Source organism: Stenotrophomonas sp. CCNWLW57, from assembly GCF_037203925.1.
Classification (GTDB): domain Bacteria; phylum Pseudomonadota; class Gammaproteobacteria; order Xanthomonadales; family Xanthomonadaceae; genus Stenotrophomonas; species Stenotrophomonas rhizophila_A.
This window is the reverse complement of record NZ_JBBCBJ010000002.1, coordinates 1-16,875: the sequence shown is the minus strand read 5'-3', so window position 1 is coordinate 16,875 and position 16,875 is coordinate 1. Positions and strand designations below refer to the sequence as shown.

Below are 16,875 nucleotides of genomic sequence, written 5' to 3'. Positions count from 1 at the left end.
CGGCGCCCGCATCGTTCATCGCGCGCCGGCCCTCTTCAAGGGACCTCCACTTACCGGGCTGTCCCCATGCATTTCCCCCGCTGCCTTGCTTCCACCCTGCGCCCCCGTCTCGATGGACTCGGCGCCTGGCTTGCGCCACTGGGACTGCGCGTGCTGCTGGCCTGGGAATATCTGGAATCCGGGCTGGAGAAATGGCGCGGGGTGAACTGGTTCGACAACGTGCAATCGCACTTTCCGTTGCCACTGCGCTGGTTGCCGGCCGAGTTCAATTGGCAGGCGGCGACGTGGATCGAACTCATCGGCGGCATCTGCCTGCTGCTGGGCGTGGCCACCCGGGCCACCGCCGCGCTGCTGATCGGGCTCACGGTCGTGGCAACCGCCGCCGTCCATTGGCCTGCGCAGTGGGACTCGCTGGCCACGCTGGCGCAGGGCTATGCGATCAGCGACCAGGGCCAGGGCAACTTCAAGCTGCCGCTGTTGTTCATCGCCATGCTGCTGCCGCTGCTGTTGCAGGGCGCCGGGCGGCTGAGCGTGGATGGCTGGCTGCTCCGGGATCCGCGCGGCCGGGCCGACGCGCTGGCCTGGGGCGGATTGGCGCTGGCCGCCGCCTGGCCGCTGGGGTGGCTGCTGCCGGGTCCGGCCCTGGTGTTGGCCACAGTTGGCACCGCCTTGCTTGGCGTGGCGGTCTGGCACCGCCGCCATGGGACGGTCAGGCCGCTCTGCTAAACTCGCTGCATGACTCAAGACCCCACCCAGACCACCGGCGCGCCGGTGGCCGCTGAAGACATGCCCTCTGCCGCCCAGCGCATGATGGCGACCCGCTTCCGTGGCTTCCTGCCGGTGGTGGTGGATGTGGAAACCGGCGGCTTCGACAGCCAGCGCCATGCGCTGCTGGAGATCGCCGCGGTGCCGATCGAAATGGACGACAACGGCCTGCTCTTTCCCGGGCAGACCGCCAGCGCCCACGTGGTGCCGGCCGAAGGGCTGGACATCGACCCGAAGTCGCTGGAGATCACCGGCATCATCCTCGACCATCCGTTCCGGCTGGCCAAGGCGGAAAAGGACGCGCTGGACCACATCTTCGCGCCGGTGCGCGCGGCGGTGAAGAAGTACGGCTGCCAGCGCGCCATCCTGGTCGGCCACAACGCGCACTTCGACCTGGGCTTCATCAATGCGGCGGTGAACCGGGTCGGGCACAAGCGCAACCCGTTCCACCCCTTCAGCGTGTTCGACACGGTGACCATGGCCGGCATCGCCTATGGCCAGACCGTGCTGGCGCGGGCGGCCACGGCTGCCGGTCTTGGGTGGGATGCGGAAGAAGCGCATAGCGCGGTGTATGACACCGAGCAGACCGCGAAGCTGTTCTGCAAGATCGCCAACGCCTGGCCGCGCCCCTGATCAGCCGATCGCGGTGCGGTCGCGGCCTTCGCTCTTGGCACGGTACAGCGCGCGGTCGGCGCGCTGGTAGAGCAGCATCGGGGTGCGGTCCCCGGCCTCCAGTTCGACCAGCCCGGCGCTGAAGGTCACCTGCAGGCCCGGTACGCCGGCCCAGTCCGGATGGTCATGGAACAGCCCGCGCAGGCGCGCGCAGACCTGTGCCGCTTCGGCCAGGCGGGTGTCGTTGAGCAGCACCGTGAATTCCTCACCGCCGGTGCGCGCGGGCATGTCCGAATCACGGCAGGCCGACGCGATCACCCGCGCCACCTCGGTCAGCACCACGTCGCCCACGCTGTGGCTGTGCTGGTCGTTCACTTCCTTGAAGTGGTCGATGTCCAGCACCACCAGGCACAGCGGGTGGCCGCTGCGTTGCGAGCGGGCGAAATCGCGCGCGAGCGCTTCGTCGAACGCGCGGCGGTTGGGCAGCCCGGTCAGCGCATCCTCGCGCGCCTGCCGCTCGAACTGTTCGGCCTGCACTGCCAAACGCGCGGCCAGCTGGGTCTTCTCTTCGTTCAACGCCTGCAGGCTGGCGGTCTGCGCCTTGAGGTCGCGGGTGGCGGCATCGACCTTGCGTGCCAGGCGTACGTTGCTGGCCTTGTAGCGCTTGATCAGGTAGCGGTACAACGCCACCAGCCCGGCCAGCAGCAGCAGGCCACAGATGAACTGCACGCTGCGCCGCTGCCACAGGAACGGTTCCACCGTGAACGACCACACCGCCTCGCTGTCGCCCCAGGTACCGCCCGGGTGCGCGGCGGACACGTGCAGGGTGTAATCGCCCGGCGGCAAGCCGATGAATTCCACGCTGCGCTGCTGGCCGCGTTCGATCCACGCGCTGTCCAGGCCTTCCAGCCGGGTGCGGTAGCGGATGCGTTCGGACATGAGATAGCTCAGGCCCACGTAGCTGATGCTGAGCCGGCGCCCGCCGGGCAGCGTGTTGTGGTTGGCGCCCTGCCAGTGCAGCGGCACGCCATCGACCAGTACCGTCTCGATCGCCGCCGGCGGCGCCAGCCGTTCGCGGAAGCGCTGCAGGCGCAGCGGGTCCACCGTGCTCAGGCCGCCGGCGGTAACCACCCAGAACGTGCCGTCCTGGCGCAGGATCGCCGAGGGGCCGGAGCTGCCGTTGGCCTGCGAATTGGCCATGCCGTCGATTTCGTTGTAATGCTCGACCTCGATCCGCCGCGTGCGCCCGTCGGCCACGTCGTTGAGCATGGCCATGTCGGTGCGCAGCACGCCACGGTTGCTGCTGATCCAGACGTTGCCGACCCGGTCCGGTACCAGCTGGAACACGGTATCGACCGGCATGCCCTGCTCCAGCCCCACCCGTGACAGGGTGCCGTCCTGGTAGCGGTACAGGCCGCGGTCGCTGCTGATCCACATCGCATCGCCGATCTGCTGGAAACCGAACACACTGCGACCGCCGCCCAGCGGAGCCAGGTCGATGCGTTGCACGTGGTCGCCGCGCAGCACGCTGATGCCTTCGATGGTGCCCACCCACAGGTCGCCTTCGGCATCGTGGGCCAGCGCGGTGACCAGGCCGGTGGGCATGCCCGGCACCGTCGGCACGGTTACCCCGTTGGCATCGAGCCGGGCGACGCCCTTCTGGGTACCGGCCCATACAGCGCCTTCGCGATCCACGCTCATCGCACGGATGTTGCCGCCGAGCAGGCCGTCGTCGGCACCGTAGCTGCGCAGCATGCGGCCCTGCCCGTCCAGGTGCAGGATGCCGTCTCCAAACGTCCCCACCCACAACCCGCCTGCATGGTCCTGGGCCAGGCTCAGCACCGACGGCGTCTTGCCGCCGCGGTTGCGCAGCGGCACCGGATGGAACACGCCCTGAGCGTCGCGCCGGTCCAGGCCACTGGCACTGCCCACCCACAGCTGGCGGTCACGGTCTTCCAGCACGGTGCGCACGTAATCGCCGCTGAGCCCGTCACGCTCGGTGAAGCTGCTGAACAGCGTTTCGCGCAACCGGTACAGGCCGCCGTTGGCACCGACCCAGATGCTGCCTTCGGCGTCTTCGCGCAGGCTCACCACCCTGCCCCCGGGCAGTGAAAGCCCGGCCGGCAGGCGCTCCACTCCGTGCCGCGACAGGCGCAGCAGCCCCTGGTTTTCGGTCCCCAGCCACAGGTCGCCGTGGCGGTCCTGCAGCATCGAGGTGATGTGCATGCCCGGGGCCAGGCGGTGCTGCAATTGCGGCATGCCATCGAGCATGCGGTAGATGCGCTCGCCAGCCACGATCCACAGCACGCCGTCGGGTGCGCGGTAGGGCCACACCAGGCCGTGGCCGAGGCCGTAGCTCTCCGGTGCGCGGCGCAGCACGCCGTCGGTGCCGCGCACCACCAGGCCGTCCAGCGTGCCCACCCAGACCCGGTCCTGCGCATCCACCACCAGCTTGGTGAAGCTCATGGCCATCGGCACGTCGGCCGGCGGCTTCTGGTAGTCGAAGTGGCCGTCGCGGGTCAGGCTGCCGATGCCATTGCCCTCATACAGCAGCCAGAGCCGGCCATGGCTGTCCATCTGCATGGCCTGGATCAGCACCTGCGGGGCCGGCGGCTGGTGCGCGAACACCTGCCAGCGGCCGTCGGCGCTGCGCCGGGTGACGTTGCCGCGCGAATCGCTGATCCACAGCCCGCCCTCGCGGTCGACGAACAGCGCGCCCACCCCGTTGTCGCGCAGGCCCGGCCGGGTGCTGCGGTCGAACACGGTGAAGTCCAGCCCGTTGTAGCGCACCAGCCCTTCCCAGGTGGCGAACCACAGGTGGCCCTCCGGCGTCTGCGCGATGTCACGCAGCGAGTTGTGCGGCAGGCCGTTGCGCGAGGTCCAGACATCGATGGCGTAGTCGCGCAGCGGCGGGGGGCCATCCTGCGCGGCCGATGTGGCCGGTACCCCGAACAACAGGCACAGCAACACCAGCGCCAGGCACAGGCGCTGCACGGTCACTACTGCATGTACCGGCCGCCACCGGTTCCCGCCTCCCCCTTGGCTCATCCGTCAGGATCCGCCAGGGGCGCGGGAAGGGCACGGCGCGGACAGCGCGGCGCCGGGGTGGAAACCAGCCAGATCGGGCGCACTCATGCGGCGAATACGGGCGGGGGTTGCCCATAGTAGGCAAAACCGCGCCCGTTTGCCTCCTGTGCGGTCAGCCGGCGCGGGGTGCCGGCGGGCGCGGTGGCGCCGGCCAGTGCACGACGGCCTCCAGCCCGCCCTGCGGATGGTTGCGCAGGTGCAGGGTGGCGCCGTCCTTCTCGGCCAGCGCGCGGGCGATGGTCAGCCCCAGCCCGGCCCCGCCCGTCGCCCGCGAGCGCGAGGTTTCCAGGCGCACGAACGGGTCGAACACGGTTTCCAGGTCGTCCTCGGCCAGGCCCGGACCGCTGTCGCGCACCCGTACCCGCACCCCGTCCGCGCCCTGCTCGACCCGCACCTGGGCCGTGCCGCCGTAGCCCAGCGCGTTGTCCATCAGGTTGGAGAACAACCGGTGCATGGCCAGCGGGCGCAGCATCAGCACCGCGCCACTGCCCTGCTCGAAACGGGCGTCGGCGCCGGCCTCGACCGCGTCCTCGACAAGGCTTTCCAACAGCGAATCCAGGTCCAGCGCGGCGCGTGGCTCGGCGCTCTCGGCGCTGCGGGCCAGTTCCAGGCCCTCGCGGATCAGCGCCTGCATCGCGCCCAGGTCGCCGATCAGGCGCTCGCGCAGGGCTTCGTCGGTTACGTTTTCCAGCCGCAGCCGCAGGCGGGTCACCGGGGTCTGCAGGTCATGGGTGATCGCCGCCAGCATCTGGGTGCGCTCGCCCAGCGTGCGCTGCAGGCGTTTCTGCATCGCGTTGAAGGCTTCGGCGGCGCGGCGGACTTCCAGCGGCCCGGTCACCGGCAGTGGCGCACGCTGCAGGTCGTCGCCCAGCTCCGCCGCGGCCGAGGCCAGCCGCTGCAGCGGCGCGCTGGCGATGCGCGCAACCACGTAGGCCAGCACGCCGATCGCCAGCACCAGCAGGGTCAGGAACAGCGGGTCCACCGCGAGGATGCCGTTGTGGGCGATGGCCGGCGATTCCAGCGCCAGCGACAGCACCGTGCCGTCGCTGAGCGGGACCTGCACCGCGCGGCACTTGGGCGGGATGAAGGCCGGGTCGCGTTCGTGCGGCGGCCGGCGCCGCTGCTGCTGCGGAGGGGGCGGCAACAGTTCCTGCGCCTTGGGCAGGCACGAACGGAACGAGGTGAAATGCACGGTGGCATGCGCCACCGGGCCCGGGCGGTCGTCGAGGATGCCCATCAACGCCGCATCCTCGCGCCCCAGCCGCGCCCCTTCGGGCAGGCTGCGCACCGCCGGCCCGCCCACCGTCAGCAGCCGGTCGCGCAGTTCCGGGTCGCCGTCGAGCATGTTGACGAAGCCCTGCAGCCGATCGGCGATGCGGTTGAGGTTCTGCCGCTCGAATTCCTGCTGCCGCTTGGCACTGGCCAGCATGGTGGCACCGACGGCCGCCACGCTCATGCCCAGCAGCAGGATCACGAACAGCCGACCGACCATCGAGGCGAAGAAGCGGCGCAGGCGCATCATTCCAGCGTGACCGCCGTGGCCAGCACATAGCCTTCATTGCGCACGGTCTTGATCAGGCCGTCGCTGCCGCCGTCATCGGCCAGCTTGTTGCGCAGCCGGCTGACCTGCAGGTCGATCGCACGGTCCTGCGATTCGTAGCTGCGCCCGCTGCTCAGCGATACCAGCTGCTCACGCGAGAGCACCTTGTTGGCATGCCCGACGAACACCCGCAGCAGCCGGAACTCGGCACCGGACAGCACCACCACGCGCCCGTCCGGGTCGACCAGATGGCGGTGCTCCAGGTCGAAGATCCAATGCGAGAAGCGCGCGCGGCGGATCGCCAACGGCTCCAGGTTGGCCGGCAGCGCCTCGGTTCGGCGCAGCACGTTGCGGATGCGCGCGAGCAGTTCGCGCGGTTCGAACGGCTTGCCGAGGTAATCGTCTGCGCCCATTTCCAGGCCGAGCACGCGGTCGATCGGCTCGCTGCGTGCGGTGAGCATGATCACCGGCGTGGTCGAGCGCGCGCGCAGGTCGCGGCACAGGGTCAGGCCATCCTCGCGCGGCAGGTTGAGGTCGAGCACGATCAGGTCCACGTGCTCGCGTTCCAGCACCTGGCGCATGCCCTGGCCATCGCTGGCGGTGCTGACCTGGTAGCCGGCACGACCGAGCTGTTCGGCCAGCAGCTGGCGGATGTCGTTGTCGTCATCGACGATCAGCAGGCGTTGCATCGTAGTGGTGTTCTCCATGCGGCGATGATCCCCTGTCGGGAGCTGAACCGCATCCTCTGGTTTGCGTACGCATGTTTCAAGGCATGCACACGATACAGAAGGACACGTCGGACCGGGGCGTGGTTACGTCCTGTTACATGCCGTGCGTTGAGCCCTCCACAGGCGCTCTTCACAATGCTGACAACGCCGCACGCCGGCCTGTCGAGTTGACGATCATCGTGAAGTCCCGCCTGCCTACCACCCGTCGCGGCCGCGTGCTGCTGTTGATCGCCCTGGCCCTGCTGGTGTGCGGCATTGTCGCATGGACCCTGCGCAAGCCGGGCGCCCCCACCCTGGCCACCAGCCCGGTGACCCGCGGCGACCTGGAACAGACCGTGGAAGCCACCGGCGTGATCGATGCCTACAAGCTGGTCAGCGTGGGTGCGCAGGCCTCGGGCCAGATCAAATCGCTGAAGGTGCAGCTGGGCGATACCGTCAGGCAGGGCGACCTGATCGCCGAGATCGACGCCACCACCCAGCGCAACGCCGTGCTCAATGCACAGGCATCGCTGGACCAGGTCACCGCCCAGCGCGCGGTGCAGCAGGCCACCCTGCGCCAGGCCGAACTGGAATTCGCGCGCCAGCAGGAGATGCTGGCGGCCGAAGCCACCTCGCGTGCGGAGTTCGACAGCGCCGAGGCCGCGCTCAAGACCGCCCGTGCGCAGGTCAAGGCCTATGACGCGCAGATCCAGGGCCGCCAGACCGAGCTGGGCACGGCCAATGCCAACCTCGCCTACACCCGCATCACCGCGCCGATGGACGGCACCGTGGTCGCCGTGGTGGCCGAAGAAGGCCGCACCGTGAATGCCAACCAGACCGCACCGACCATCGTGATGCTGGCGCGGCTGGACCTGGTGACGGTCAATGCCGAGGTCTCCGAAGCGGACGTGGTCAAGATCAAGGCCGGCATGCCGGTGTACTTCACCACGCTGGGCGACCCGGACCGCAAGTACCACGCCACCCTGCGCCAGATCAATCCGGCGCCGTCGTCGATCGCCAGCGACAGTTCCAGCAGTTCCAGTTCGTCCAGTTCCAGCTCCAGTACGGCGGTGTATTACAACGCCCTGTTCGACGTGGAGAACCCGGACGGCACGCTGCGCATCGACATGACCGCGCAGGTGTCGGTGCTGCTCAAGCAGGCCAGGGGCGTGCTGATCATTCCGTCGGTGGCGCTGGGGCCGAAATCGCGCGATGGCCAATACGTGGTGCGCGTGGCCGATGCCGATGGCATGCCGCAGCCGCGCAAGGTCAGGATCGGCATCAACACCGGTTCCAGCGTGGAGGTGCTGTCTGGGCTGAAGGAAGGCGAGAAGGTCGTGGTCGGCGAAGGCAGTGCCACCCCGGCCGCGTCCGGCAGCGGCAACCGCGGTGGCGCGCAGATGCGCATGGGTGGCCCGGGCATGGGGCCGCGTCGATGAAGACCGCTCCCACGGGCGCGCCGCTGCTGCGGCTGCGCGACCTGCGTCGCGAATTCCCGGCCGGCGACGAGACCATCGCCGTACTGCGCGACGTCAACCTGGACATCGCCGCCGGCGAAATGGTGGCCATCGTCGGCCAGTCCGGCTCGGGCAAGTCGACGCTGATGAACATCCTCGGCTGCCTGGACCGCCCCACCCGCGGCAGCTACCAGGTGGCCGGCCGTGAGACCGGCAGCATGCTGCCGGACGAGCTGGCCGAATTGCGCCGCGAACATTTCGGCTTCATCTTCCAGCGCTACCACCTGCTCGGCGACCTCGACGCGCGCGGCAACGTGGAAGTGCCGTCGGTGTATGCCGGCAGCCCGGCGCCGGTGCGCAGCGCGCGCGCCGAACAGCTGCTGCAGCGGCTGGGCCTGGGCGACCGCATGCGGCACAAGCCGGGCCAGCTGTCCGGTGGCCAGCAGCAGCGCGTGTCGATCGCACGGGCGCTGATGAACGGTGGCGAGGTGATCCTGGCCGACGAGCCGACCGGCGCGCTCGACACGAAATCCGGTGAGGAAGTGATGGGCATCCTTGGCGAGCTGCATGCCGAAGGCCACACCATCATCATCGTCACCCACGACATGTCGGTGGCCGAGCACGCCCAGCGCATCATCGAGATCCGCGACGGCGAGATCATCGCCGACCGCGTCAACCCCAAGGCACCCAGCTACCGTGCACAGCGCACGCCGACCGTGGCCGCCACCAAGGGCCACAGCTGGCGCGCCGCGCGCGATCGCTTCACCGAAGCGTTCCGGATGGCGCTGCTGGCAATGAACGCGCACCGCCTGCGCACCTTCCTGACCATGCTCGGCATCATCATCGGCATCGCCTCGGTGGTATCGGTGGTGGCGATGGGCAACGGCTCGCAGCAGCAGATCCTGCAGAACATCAGCGCGCTGGGCACCAACACCATCGACGTCTACCCCGGGCGCGGCTTCGGCGACATGCGCTCGGCAAGAGTGCAGACACTAAAGGCCAGCGATGCCGATGCGCTGTCGCGGCAGAGCTACATCGACAGCGTCACCCCCAGCGTGTCCTCTTCGGTCACCGCGCGCTACCGGAACCAGTCGGCCACCGCACAGGTCAGCGGCGTGGGGGAGCAGTTCTTCCGGGTCAAGGGCGTGACCCTGAGCGCAGGCAGCTTCTTCGACGCCGATGCGGTGAAGGGGCTGGCGCAGGTGGCCGTGATCGATGAGAACACCCGCACCCAGTTCTTCCCCAATGGCGCCGACCCGGTCGGCCAGGTGATCCTGCTGGGCAACGTGCCGGTGCGCGTGATCGGCGTGGCCCAGCGCCAGAGCATGGGCTTTGGCAGCAGCACCAGCCTGTCGATCTGGGTGCCCTACACCACGGTGATGTCGCGCATGCTCGGCCAGAGCCATGTCTCCAGCATCACCGTGCGGGTGGACGATGCCACCCCGATGGATGCGGCGCAGGCCGCCATTTCCAGGCTGCTGGTCATGCGCCATGGCACGGAGGACTTCTTCCTCAGCAACAGCGCCGAGATCCGCGACACCATCGAGCAGACCACCCGCACGATGACCCTGCTGATCAGTGCGATCGCGGCCATCGCGCTGCTGGTCGGCGGCATCGGGGTGATGAACATCATGCTGGTGTCGGTCACCGAGCGCACCCGCGAGATCGGCGTACGCATGGCGGTGGGCGCGCGACAGAGCGACATCCGCCAGCAGTTCCTGATCGAAGCAGTGCTGGTCTGCCTGCTCGGCGGCCTGCTGGGCGTGGGCCTGTCGCTGGTGGTGGGCTGGGTGTTCGACACCTTCGCCCCTGATTTCAAGATGCTGTTCTCCACTGCCTCGATCGTGGCCGCGTTTGCGTGCTCCAGTCTGATCGGCGTGGCGTTCGGCTTCCTTCCGGCACGCAATGCGGCCCAACTCGATCCCGTGGAGGCGCTGGCGCGCGAATGAAGACGTCCATCCTGTTATCCACCACCCTGCTGCTGTCGGCCTGCGTCAGCACCGGCCAGTACCAGGTCGACCCGCCCGGCGTGCCGGCCGTGTACGGCCGTGGCGATGCGCAGCGCAACGCGCCTGTGGAAACCTCCAATGCACCCTCCCCGCTGCGGACCGACGTGCGCGACGACGCCTGGTGGACCGGCTTCGGCGACCCGCGGCTGGACCGCGTGATCGCGCGTGCGCTGCAGGCCAACACCGACCTGGCCTCGGCCGGGCTGGCGGTGCAGCGCGCACGCCTGCAGGCCGGGCTGAGCGACAACGCGCTGTGGCCGCAGCCGTCGGGCAGCGTCGGCAGCAGCGGCAATCGCCCGATCGACCAGGGCGCCGACTGGAACCGCAGCAGTTCGGCCGGGGTCTCGCTGCAGTGGGAAATCGACCTGTGGGGCCGCCTGCGCACCCAGCGCGACATCGCGCAGTGGGAAGCCCAGGCCAGCGAGGAAGACCTGCAGAACACGGCACTGCTGGTGATCGGCGACGTGGCCACGCAGTACTGGACCCTGGCCTACCTCAACCAGTCCATCGCGGCCGGCGAAGCGAACCTGGTACGCCTGCAGCGTACCCGGGAACTGGTGCAGGCCCGCTTCACCGCCGGCGCGGTATCGCGGCTGGAAGTGCGCCAGGCCACCCAGCAGCTGGAAGCGCAGCGTGCCGCGCAGAGCGCGCTGGAGCAGCAGCGCGTGGCCAGCCGCAATGCGCTGACCGTGCTGCTGGATGGCCAGCCATGGCCGCAGGCGGACGAACCGCAGGCGCTGGACGGCGCCGGCAGCCCGGCCATCGCCGAAGGCCTGCCGGCCGACCTGCTGGGCCGGCGCCCGGACCTGCGCGCAGCCGAGCTGCGCCTGCGCAACAGCCTGAAGAACATCAAGGTGACCGCCACCAGCTACTACCCGGCCTTGAGCCTGACCGGAGGGGTGAGCAGCGGCGCGACCACGCTGTCGGATGTGCTGAAGAACCCGGTGGCCTCCCTGGGTGCGGGGCTGTCGCTGCCGTTCCTCAACCTCCGCCAGGCGCAGCTGGATACGAAGATCGCCGGTACCGATTACCAGATCGCGGCCAACACCTTCCGGCGCACGCTGTACACGGCGCTGTCGGAGGTGGACAACGCGCTGTCCGCGCGCAGCCAGCTCGCCACCCAGGTGGCGGCGTCGCAGGCGTCGTATGACGAAGCGGTGCAGATCGAGCGCATGTACGAAGTGCGTTACCGGGTCGGCGCCACCGACCTGCGCACCTGGCTGGAAGCGCAGCAGACCCGGCGCGACGCCGAACTGTCGCTGGCGTCGGTGAAGCAGAAACAGCTGGTCAACGACGTGACGCTGTTCAAGGCGTTGGGGGGCAGCGCCAACGGGCCTGTTTGAAGCGACGCGTCAGCTGCGCTGACGTACCGCTTCAAACAGGCTGACACCCGCAGCCACCGAGACGTTCAGGCTCTCGATGTCGCCCGGCATCGGGATCTTGACCAGGCCATCGCAGTTTTCGCGGGTCAGGCGGCGCATGCCATCGGCTTCGCCGCCCAGCACCAGCGCCACGTTGCCCTTCAGGTCGATCGAATACAGCGAGGTGGTGGCTTCGCCGGCCAAGCCGTAGATCCACACGCCCTGCTTCTGCAGGTCCTTCAGGCAGCGCGACAGGTTGGTCACCGCCACCACCGGGATGCGGTCGGCGGCGCCGGCCGAGGTCTTGCGCACGGTGGCATTGACCGTGGCCGACTTGTCCTTGGGAATGATCACCGCGGTGGCACCGGCGGCCGCCGCGCTGCGCAGGCAGGCGCCCAGGTTGTGCGGGTCCTGCACCTCGTCCAGGATCAGCAGCAGGGCCTTGCCCTCGGCCGCCTCGACCAGGCCTTCCAGCTCGTTCTCACCGTAGGTGCGGGCTGCCTGGTAGCGCGCAGCCACGCCCTGGTGGCGCACCGAACCGCCCACGCCATCCAGCGCCTGGGTGTTCACCTTGCGCACGTCGATGCCCTTGCGGCGTGCGTTTTCCTCGATTTCGGTCAGCCGCGGATTCTTCGCGCTCGCCTCGATGAGCACTTCGCGGACGTTCTCGGCATCGTTCTCGATCGAGGAGGCGACGGCGTTGACGCCGACAATCCACTGGCTTTGCTTGCTCATTGCGGGGGCGGGACCGGTACAGGGGGTGGTAATGGTAGAGCATTGCCGGTCCGGCTGCCGCAGCGCCCGGCCCCTGCCCGGCCGCTCAACGGGGCCAGCGGGGGGTGTCGTGGTCCGGGTGCTGGTGGGAAACCAGCGTGCGCAGGCGCTCGGCGTCGGGGTCGTCTTCCTGCAGGATCACCTCGAGCGCGCCCAGCTCGTCCACGAATGGCAGCTTGGACTCGGTGCCGTACTGCACGGTCGGCGGCAGCCGTTCAGGCTGATCGAACGCACCGGCGGCCACGGCCATGCCGTCCTCGCCTTCGTAGGTCAGCGGCGTGCCGCAGTCGGCGCAGAAGCCCCGGCGGAAGTGGTTGGAGGACTGGAACCGGCGCGGCTCGCCCCGGGTCCACTGGAAATCGGCCCCGCGTACCGAGACCAGCGGCGCGTAGTACGCCCCGAAGGCCTTCTGGCACATCCGGCAGTGGCAGATGGAACGATCCGGCAGGGCGCCGCGGACATGGAAGCGGACCGCGCCGCATTGGCAACCGCCGGAGAATTCGGGAACCGGGTTCATGGGGCGCCTCCCCTCAGTATTTCTGCTTCTTCCGCTTGGCCGGCTGCCCGCGTGGCGGCAGCTGGGGTTCTTCGTCGCCCTTCTCTTCCACCAGCCGGAAGTCGATCTTGCGCTCTTCCATGCTGGCCTTGAGCACCAGGATCCGCACACGGTCACCCAGGCGGTAGCTGGTGCCACGGCGTTCGCCGCTGAGCGTCTTGCGGGTCGCGTCGAACTGGTAATAGTCGTGCGGCAGCTGGGTGACATGGACCAGGCCGTTGACCTTGGAATCGTCCAGTTCCACGAACAGGCCGAAGCTGGTCACGCCGCTGATCACGCCGTCGAACTGGCCGCCCACGTGCTTTTCCATCCACGCCGCGCGGTAGCGCTCGTCGACCTCGCGCTCGGCCTCGTCGGCCCGGCGCTCGCGTTCGGAGCACTGCAGCGCCAGCGCGGCCATTTCGCGCTGGGTATAGGTGAACTTGTCCAGCGGCTTGCCGCTCAGCGCATGCTTGATCGCACGGTGTACCAGCAGGTCCGGGTAACGGCGGATCGGCGAGGTGAAGTGCGCATACGCATCCAGCGCCAGGCCGAAGTGGCCCTGGTTGTCCGGCGAGTACACCGCCAGGCTCTGGCTGCGCAGCAGCACCGATTCGATCAGCGCCGAATCGGGGCGCTCGCGCACCTTCTTGAGCAGCTTGGTGTAATCGCCCGGCTGCACCTTGGACCACGGCGGCAGGCTCAGCTTGAATTCCTTGAGGAACTCCAGCAGGTCCTCGAACTTGGCTTCCGGCGGCTTGGCGTGGTCACGGAACGGGGCCGGCACCTGCTTGTACAGCAGGTAGCGTGCGGCCTGCACGTTGGCCGCGATCATGCATTCCTCGATCAGCTTGTGCGCATCGTTGCGCACCAGCATGCCGGCCTGCGTGACTTCGCCGGTGTTGTCGAGCACGAAGCGCACTTCGGAAGATTCGAACTCGATGGCGCCACGGCGGGTGCGGGCCTTGGCCAGTACCTTGTAAAGCTGGTGCAGGCGCTCCACCTGCGGCAGCAGCGCACCGATGGCGTTGCGGGCGGCTGGATCGTTTTCGCCCACCGCCTGCCAGACCTGGGTGTAGGTCAGGCGCGCATGCGAGTTCATCACCGCTTCGTAGAAGCGCGAGTGGATGACTTCGCCGTCGCGGTTCACCTGCATGTCGCAGACGAAGCACATGCGGTCGACCTTGGGCATCAGCGAGCAGATGCCGTTGGACAGCGTCTCCGGCAGCATCGGCACCACGAAGCCCGGGAAGTACACCGAGGTGGCGCGCTTCTGTGCTTCGTCGTCCAGCGGCGTGCCGGGACGGACGTAGTTGGAGACGTCGGCAATGGCCACCACCAGGCGGAAGCCTTCGGCGTTGGGTTCGCAGTAGACCGCGTCGTCGAAGTCCTTGGCGTCTTCGCCGTCGATGGTGACCAGCGGCGTGCTGCGCAGGTCGACGCGGTCACCGATCATCGCCGGCTCCACCTGCATCGGCACGGAGGCGGCTTCGTCCAGCACCTGCTGCGGGAACTCGAACGGCAGCTCATGGCCGTGGATCGCGGTTTCCACGATCAGCGAGGCAGTGAGCTTGTCGCCGAGCACGGCAATGATGCGGCCAATGGGCGGGCGACGGGTGTCCGGGGCCTGGGTCAGTTCGCACACCACCAGCTGGCCATCGCGGGCATCGCCGGTCTGGTCGGGCGGGATCTGCACGTTGCGCTGGATGCGCTTGTCATCGGGCACTACGTAATTGATGCCGAACTCGACGCTGAAGCGGCCGATCAGGCGGGTCATGCCGCGCTCGAGCACGCGGGCGATGCTGCCTTCGCGGCGGCCGCGGCGGTCGATGCCGGTCACGTTGGCCAGCACGCGGTCGCCGTGCATGACCTTGCGCATTTCATACGGCGCCAGGAACAGGTCGTCGCCGCCGTCGACCGGGCGCAGGAAGCCGAACCCCTCGGGGTTGGCGATCACCACGCCGGTGATCAGGTTGGTGGCCTGCACCGGGGCAAAGCCGCCGCGGCGGTTCTGCACGAGCTGGCCGTCGCGCACCATCGCGCCCAGGCGCTTGCCCAGCGCGTCGGCGCGGTCGGGCTCGGTCAGGCCAAGCTGGATGCCGATTTCCTCGGCGGTCTGCGGGCCATCACAGCGGTCCAGCAGCTGCAGGATCGCTTCGCGGCTGGCGATGGGCTGGGCGTAGCGTTCGGCTTCGCGGGCGGCGAAGGGATCGTCCACGCTGCCCACCGGCGCGCTGGGGCGCGGGTTGCGACGGGTCGGAATCGGCGGGCCATCCGGGCGCGGGCCGGAGCGCTTGCCGCCACGGGGCGGTGCGGGGGTACTCATGGACTCGGGCATCCAGGGCGGCAGCTTGCCGGACTTGGCAGCAGCGCGGGACTTGCCCGACGGACCGGCAGCCTGCTTGGGCGCCGGGGACTTGGGGGCTTTTGCGCCCCGGGTCGGTTTCTTTGATTTCATCGACCCCCATGGTACCGCGTGGCGGTGTGCAGAATGGGTCATTGCCGCTGCCCATGCAGGATTGTGAAGAAATTTAACAAAACCGTTGACAACCCCTGCGGACTTGCCCAGAATTCGCCCCCTGAGTCGCCCAGGTGGCGGAATTGGTAGACGCACTAGCTTCAGGTGCTAGCGGGGGCAACTTCGTGGAGGTTCGAGTCCTCTCCTGGGCACCATGACTCAGAAAATGATCAAACCCGCGCAAGCGGGTTTTTTCGTTTCAGGCCTCGGGTGTGTAGTACCGGGCCGACAGCCCTGCCCGCCCCGGGAAGTACTTGAACCAGGGCCGCGCCGCGTCGACCACTGCGGCCACCGCCGGATGCGCCATCACGCGTTCGATATAGGCGAGCAGGTGAACCTCGGTGCCGGGAACCGGCACATAGGCCACGGCATAGAACAGCGCGGGCGCCGCCGCACAATCGGCCATGCTGAATCCTTCGCCGGCCAGCCACGTGCGGTCTTCGAGCTGGCGGTTCATGGCGGCGTAGCTTTCGAGCAGCCGTGACCGGGCAGTCTGCGCTGGATCTTCGCTGCGCCCGCTTTCAGGCTTGAGCTGTTCGGCGGTCAGCGCCTGCATCGGGGTCATCACATAAAAGTCGGAGAAGCGGTCCCAGAAGCGCACGGCCAGGGCAGCATCGGCATCGGCAGGAATCAGGCGTGCGCCGGTGGCCAGGTGCTGCTGCAGGTATTCGATGATGATGCTGGTCTCGGCGACGGCCCGGCCCCGGTCGACCAGCGCGGGCATCTTCGCGGCCGGGGAGATGGCGTGGAGCATCGCCCGATCGGCCGGGTCGCCCAGGTTCACCATGCGCTCGTCCAGGGCCACGCCGAGCACGCGGGCGGCAATCAGTACCTTCTGGCAACAGGACGACAGCGGGTGGGCGTGCAGGATCGGCAGTGCCATGGAAACTCCAGGGAGTTGGTGTGGGCCGAGTATGCCAATCGGCGTTCGCGCATGCATTGACAGCCTCCTGCTGCTTCCGCATAATTCGCCCCCTGAGTCGCCCAGATGGCGGAATTGGTAGACGCACTAGCTTCAGGTGCTAGCGGGGGCAACTTCGTGGAGGTTCGAGTCCTCTTCTGGGCACCACGACTCGGTAAATGATCAAACCCGCGCAAGCGGGTTTTTTCGTTTCTGCGGCAGGGATCGCGCGGGAAATTTTCTTCGACATCCTGTTGACACATTCGCGGTTCTCCCGCAAAATTCTCCTCCTGAGTCGCCCAGGTGGCGGAATTGGTAGACGCACTAGCTTCAGGTGCTAGCGGGGGCAACTTCGTGGAGGTTCGAGTCCTCTCCTGGGCACCATGACTCAGTAAATGATCAAACCCGCGAAAGCGGGTTTTTTCGTTTCCGGGGTTTGGTGGTGGGGATTGCACGCGATTCCGTTGCGCCGGGCTGCTCCCGGCTTCATGCATCCTGGCGGACAGCCGGTGGCCATCGCTTGGTCTGAGCTGGGCCGGCGGGTGCGGGGGTACGGGGGGCGCCGTGAACCCATCCATGGGGGCTCTTGCGAAACATCCATGTTTCGCA

12 protein-coding genes and 3 tRNA genes are annotated in these 16,875 nt (G+C 68.4%); 8 read left to right on the top strand and 7 right to left on the bottom strand.

Annotated features, from left to right (window positions below; genetic code table 11):
• Positions 1 to 66 precede the first annotated feature (66 nt).
• Both V9K91_RS04640 and rnt read left to right on the top strand, forming a co-directional pair.
• On the top strand, positions 67 to 726 hold the full coding sequence (locus V9K91_RS04640) for a DoxX family protein (protein WP_095363779.1): 660 nt from the start codon (positions 67 to 69) through the stop codon (positions 724 to 726).
• Positions 727 to 810: 84 nt separating this feature from the next.
• Positions 811 to 1,398 (top strand): ribonuclease T, encoded by a 588-nt coding sequence (gene rnt, locus V9K91_RS04635; RefSeq protein WP_068854601.1) that lies wholly within the window; start codon positions 811 to 813, stop codon positions 1,396 to 1,398.
• On the opposite strand, the gene V9K91_RS04630 is transcribed toward rnt, so the two are convergent.
• The 3 genes from V9K91_RS04630 to V9K91_RS04620 all read right to left on the bottom strand — a co-directional run bounded on the left by V9K91_RS04630 (position 1,399) and on the right by V9K91_RS04620 (position 6,693).
• Positions 1,399 to 4,425 (bottom strand): ligand-binding sensor domain-containing diguanylate cyclase, encoded by a 3,027-nt coding sequence (locus tag V9K91_RS04630; RefSeq protein ID WP_095363780.1) that lies wholly within the window; start codon positions 4,423 to 4,425, stop codon positions 1,399 to 1,401.
• Positions 4,426 to 4,576: 151 nt separating this feature from the next.
• On the bottom strand, positions 4,577 to 5,986 hold the full coding sequence (locus tag V9K91_RS04625) for an ATP-binding protein (protein ID WP_095363781.1): 1,410 nt from the start codon (positions 5,984 to 5,986) through the stop codon (positions 4,577 to 4,579).
• Positions 5,983 to 6,693, bottom strand: coding sequence for a response regulator transcription factor (locus tag V9K91_RS04620; protein ID WP_095363782.1), 711 nt, complete (start codon positions 6,691 to 6,693; stop codon positions 5,983 to 5,985). Before V9K91_RS04620 ends, V9K91_RS04625 begins: the two co-directional genes overlap by 4 nt.
• Before the next feature lie 218 nt (positions 6,694 to 6,911).
• On the opposite strand from V9K91_RS04620, the gene V9K91_RS04615 reads away from it, so the two are divergent.
• The 3 genes from V9K91_RS04615 to V9K91_RS04605 are packed head-to-tail and all read left to right on the top strand — an operon-like array spanning position 6,912 to position 11,520.
• Complete coding sequence (locus V9K91_RS04615; RefSeq protein WP_249834010.1) at positions 6,912 to 8,150, top strand: efflux RND transporter periplasmic adaptor subunit; 1,239 nt, start codon at positions 6,912 to 6,914, stop codon at positions 8,148 to 8,150.
• A complete protein-coding gene (locus tag V9K91_RS04610; protein WP_336443690.1) occupies positions 8,147 to 10,117 on the top strand; it encodes a MacB family efflux pump subunit in 1,971 nt (656 codons plus the stop codon). Before V9K91_RS04615 ends, V9K91_RS04610 begins: the two co-directional genes overlap by 4 nt.
• Positions 10,114 to 11,520, top strand: a complete 1,407-nt coding sequence (locus V9K91_RS04605) for a TolC family protein (protein ID WP_336443689.1) — start codon at positions 10,114 to 10,116, stop codon at positions 11,518 to 11,520. The genes V9K91_RS04610 and V9K91_RS04605 overlap by 4 nt, the downstream gene beginning before the upstream one ends.
• 9 nt (positions 11,521 to 11,529) lie before the next feature.
• Here V9K91_RS04605 and rlmB read toward each other — a convergent pair whose 3' ends face one another.
• From rlmB to rnr, 3 genes are all read right to left on the bottom strand, one after another.
• Positions 11,530 to 12,273, bottom strand: coding sequence for a 23S rRNA (guanosine(2251)-2'-O)-methyltransferase RlmB (gene rlmB, locus V9K91_RS04600; RefSeq protein WP_068850558.1), 744 nt, complete (start codon positions 12,271 to 12,273; stop codon positions 11,530 to 11,532).
• A gap of 85 nt (positions 12,274 to 12,358) precedes the next feature.
• Positions 12,359 to 12,829, bottom strand: coding sequence for a GFA family protein (locus V9K91_RS04595; protein ID WP_095363786.1), 471 nt, complete (start codon positions 12,827 to 12,829; stop codon positions 12,359 to 12,361).
• Positions 12,830 to 12,842: 13 nt separating this feature from the next.
• Complete coding sequence (rnr, locus tag V9K91_RS04590) at positions 12,843 to 15,305, bottom strand: ribonuclease R (RefSeq protein ID WP_095363787.1); 2,463 nt, start codon at positions 15,303 to 15,305, stop codon at positions 12,843 to 12,845.
• Between the two features lie 128 nt (positions 15,306 to 15,433).
• On the opposite strand from rnr, the gene V9K91_RS04585 reads away from it, so the two are divergent.
• A tRNA-Leu gene (locus V9K91_RS04585) sits at positions 15,434 to 15,520 on the top strand.
• Positions 15,521 to 15,564: 44 nt separating this feature from the next.
• Here the strand turns inward: V9K91_RS04585 and V9K91_RS04580 are convergent.
• A complete protein-coding gene (locus tag V9K91_RS04580; protein ID WP_336443688.1) occupies positions 15,565 to 16,248 on the bottom strand; it encodes a glutathione S-transferase family protein in 684 nt (227 codons plus the stop codon).
• 99 nt (positions 16,249 to 16,347) lie between these two features.
• Here V9K91_RS04580 and V9K91_RS04575 point away from each other — a divergent pair.
• Both V9K91_RS04575 and V9K91_RS04570 read left to right on the top strand, forming a co-directional pair.
• Positions 16,348 to 16,434, top strand: a tRNA-Leu gene (locus tag V9K91_RS04575).
• A gap of 129 nt (positions 16,435 to 16,563) precedes the next feature.
• Positions 16,564 to 16,650: transfer RNA gene (locus V9K91_RS04570), tRNA-Leu, on the top strand.
• The last annotated feature ends 225 nt before the right edge of the window (positions 16,651 to 16,875 follow it).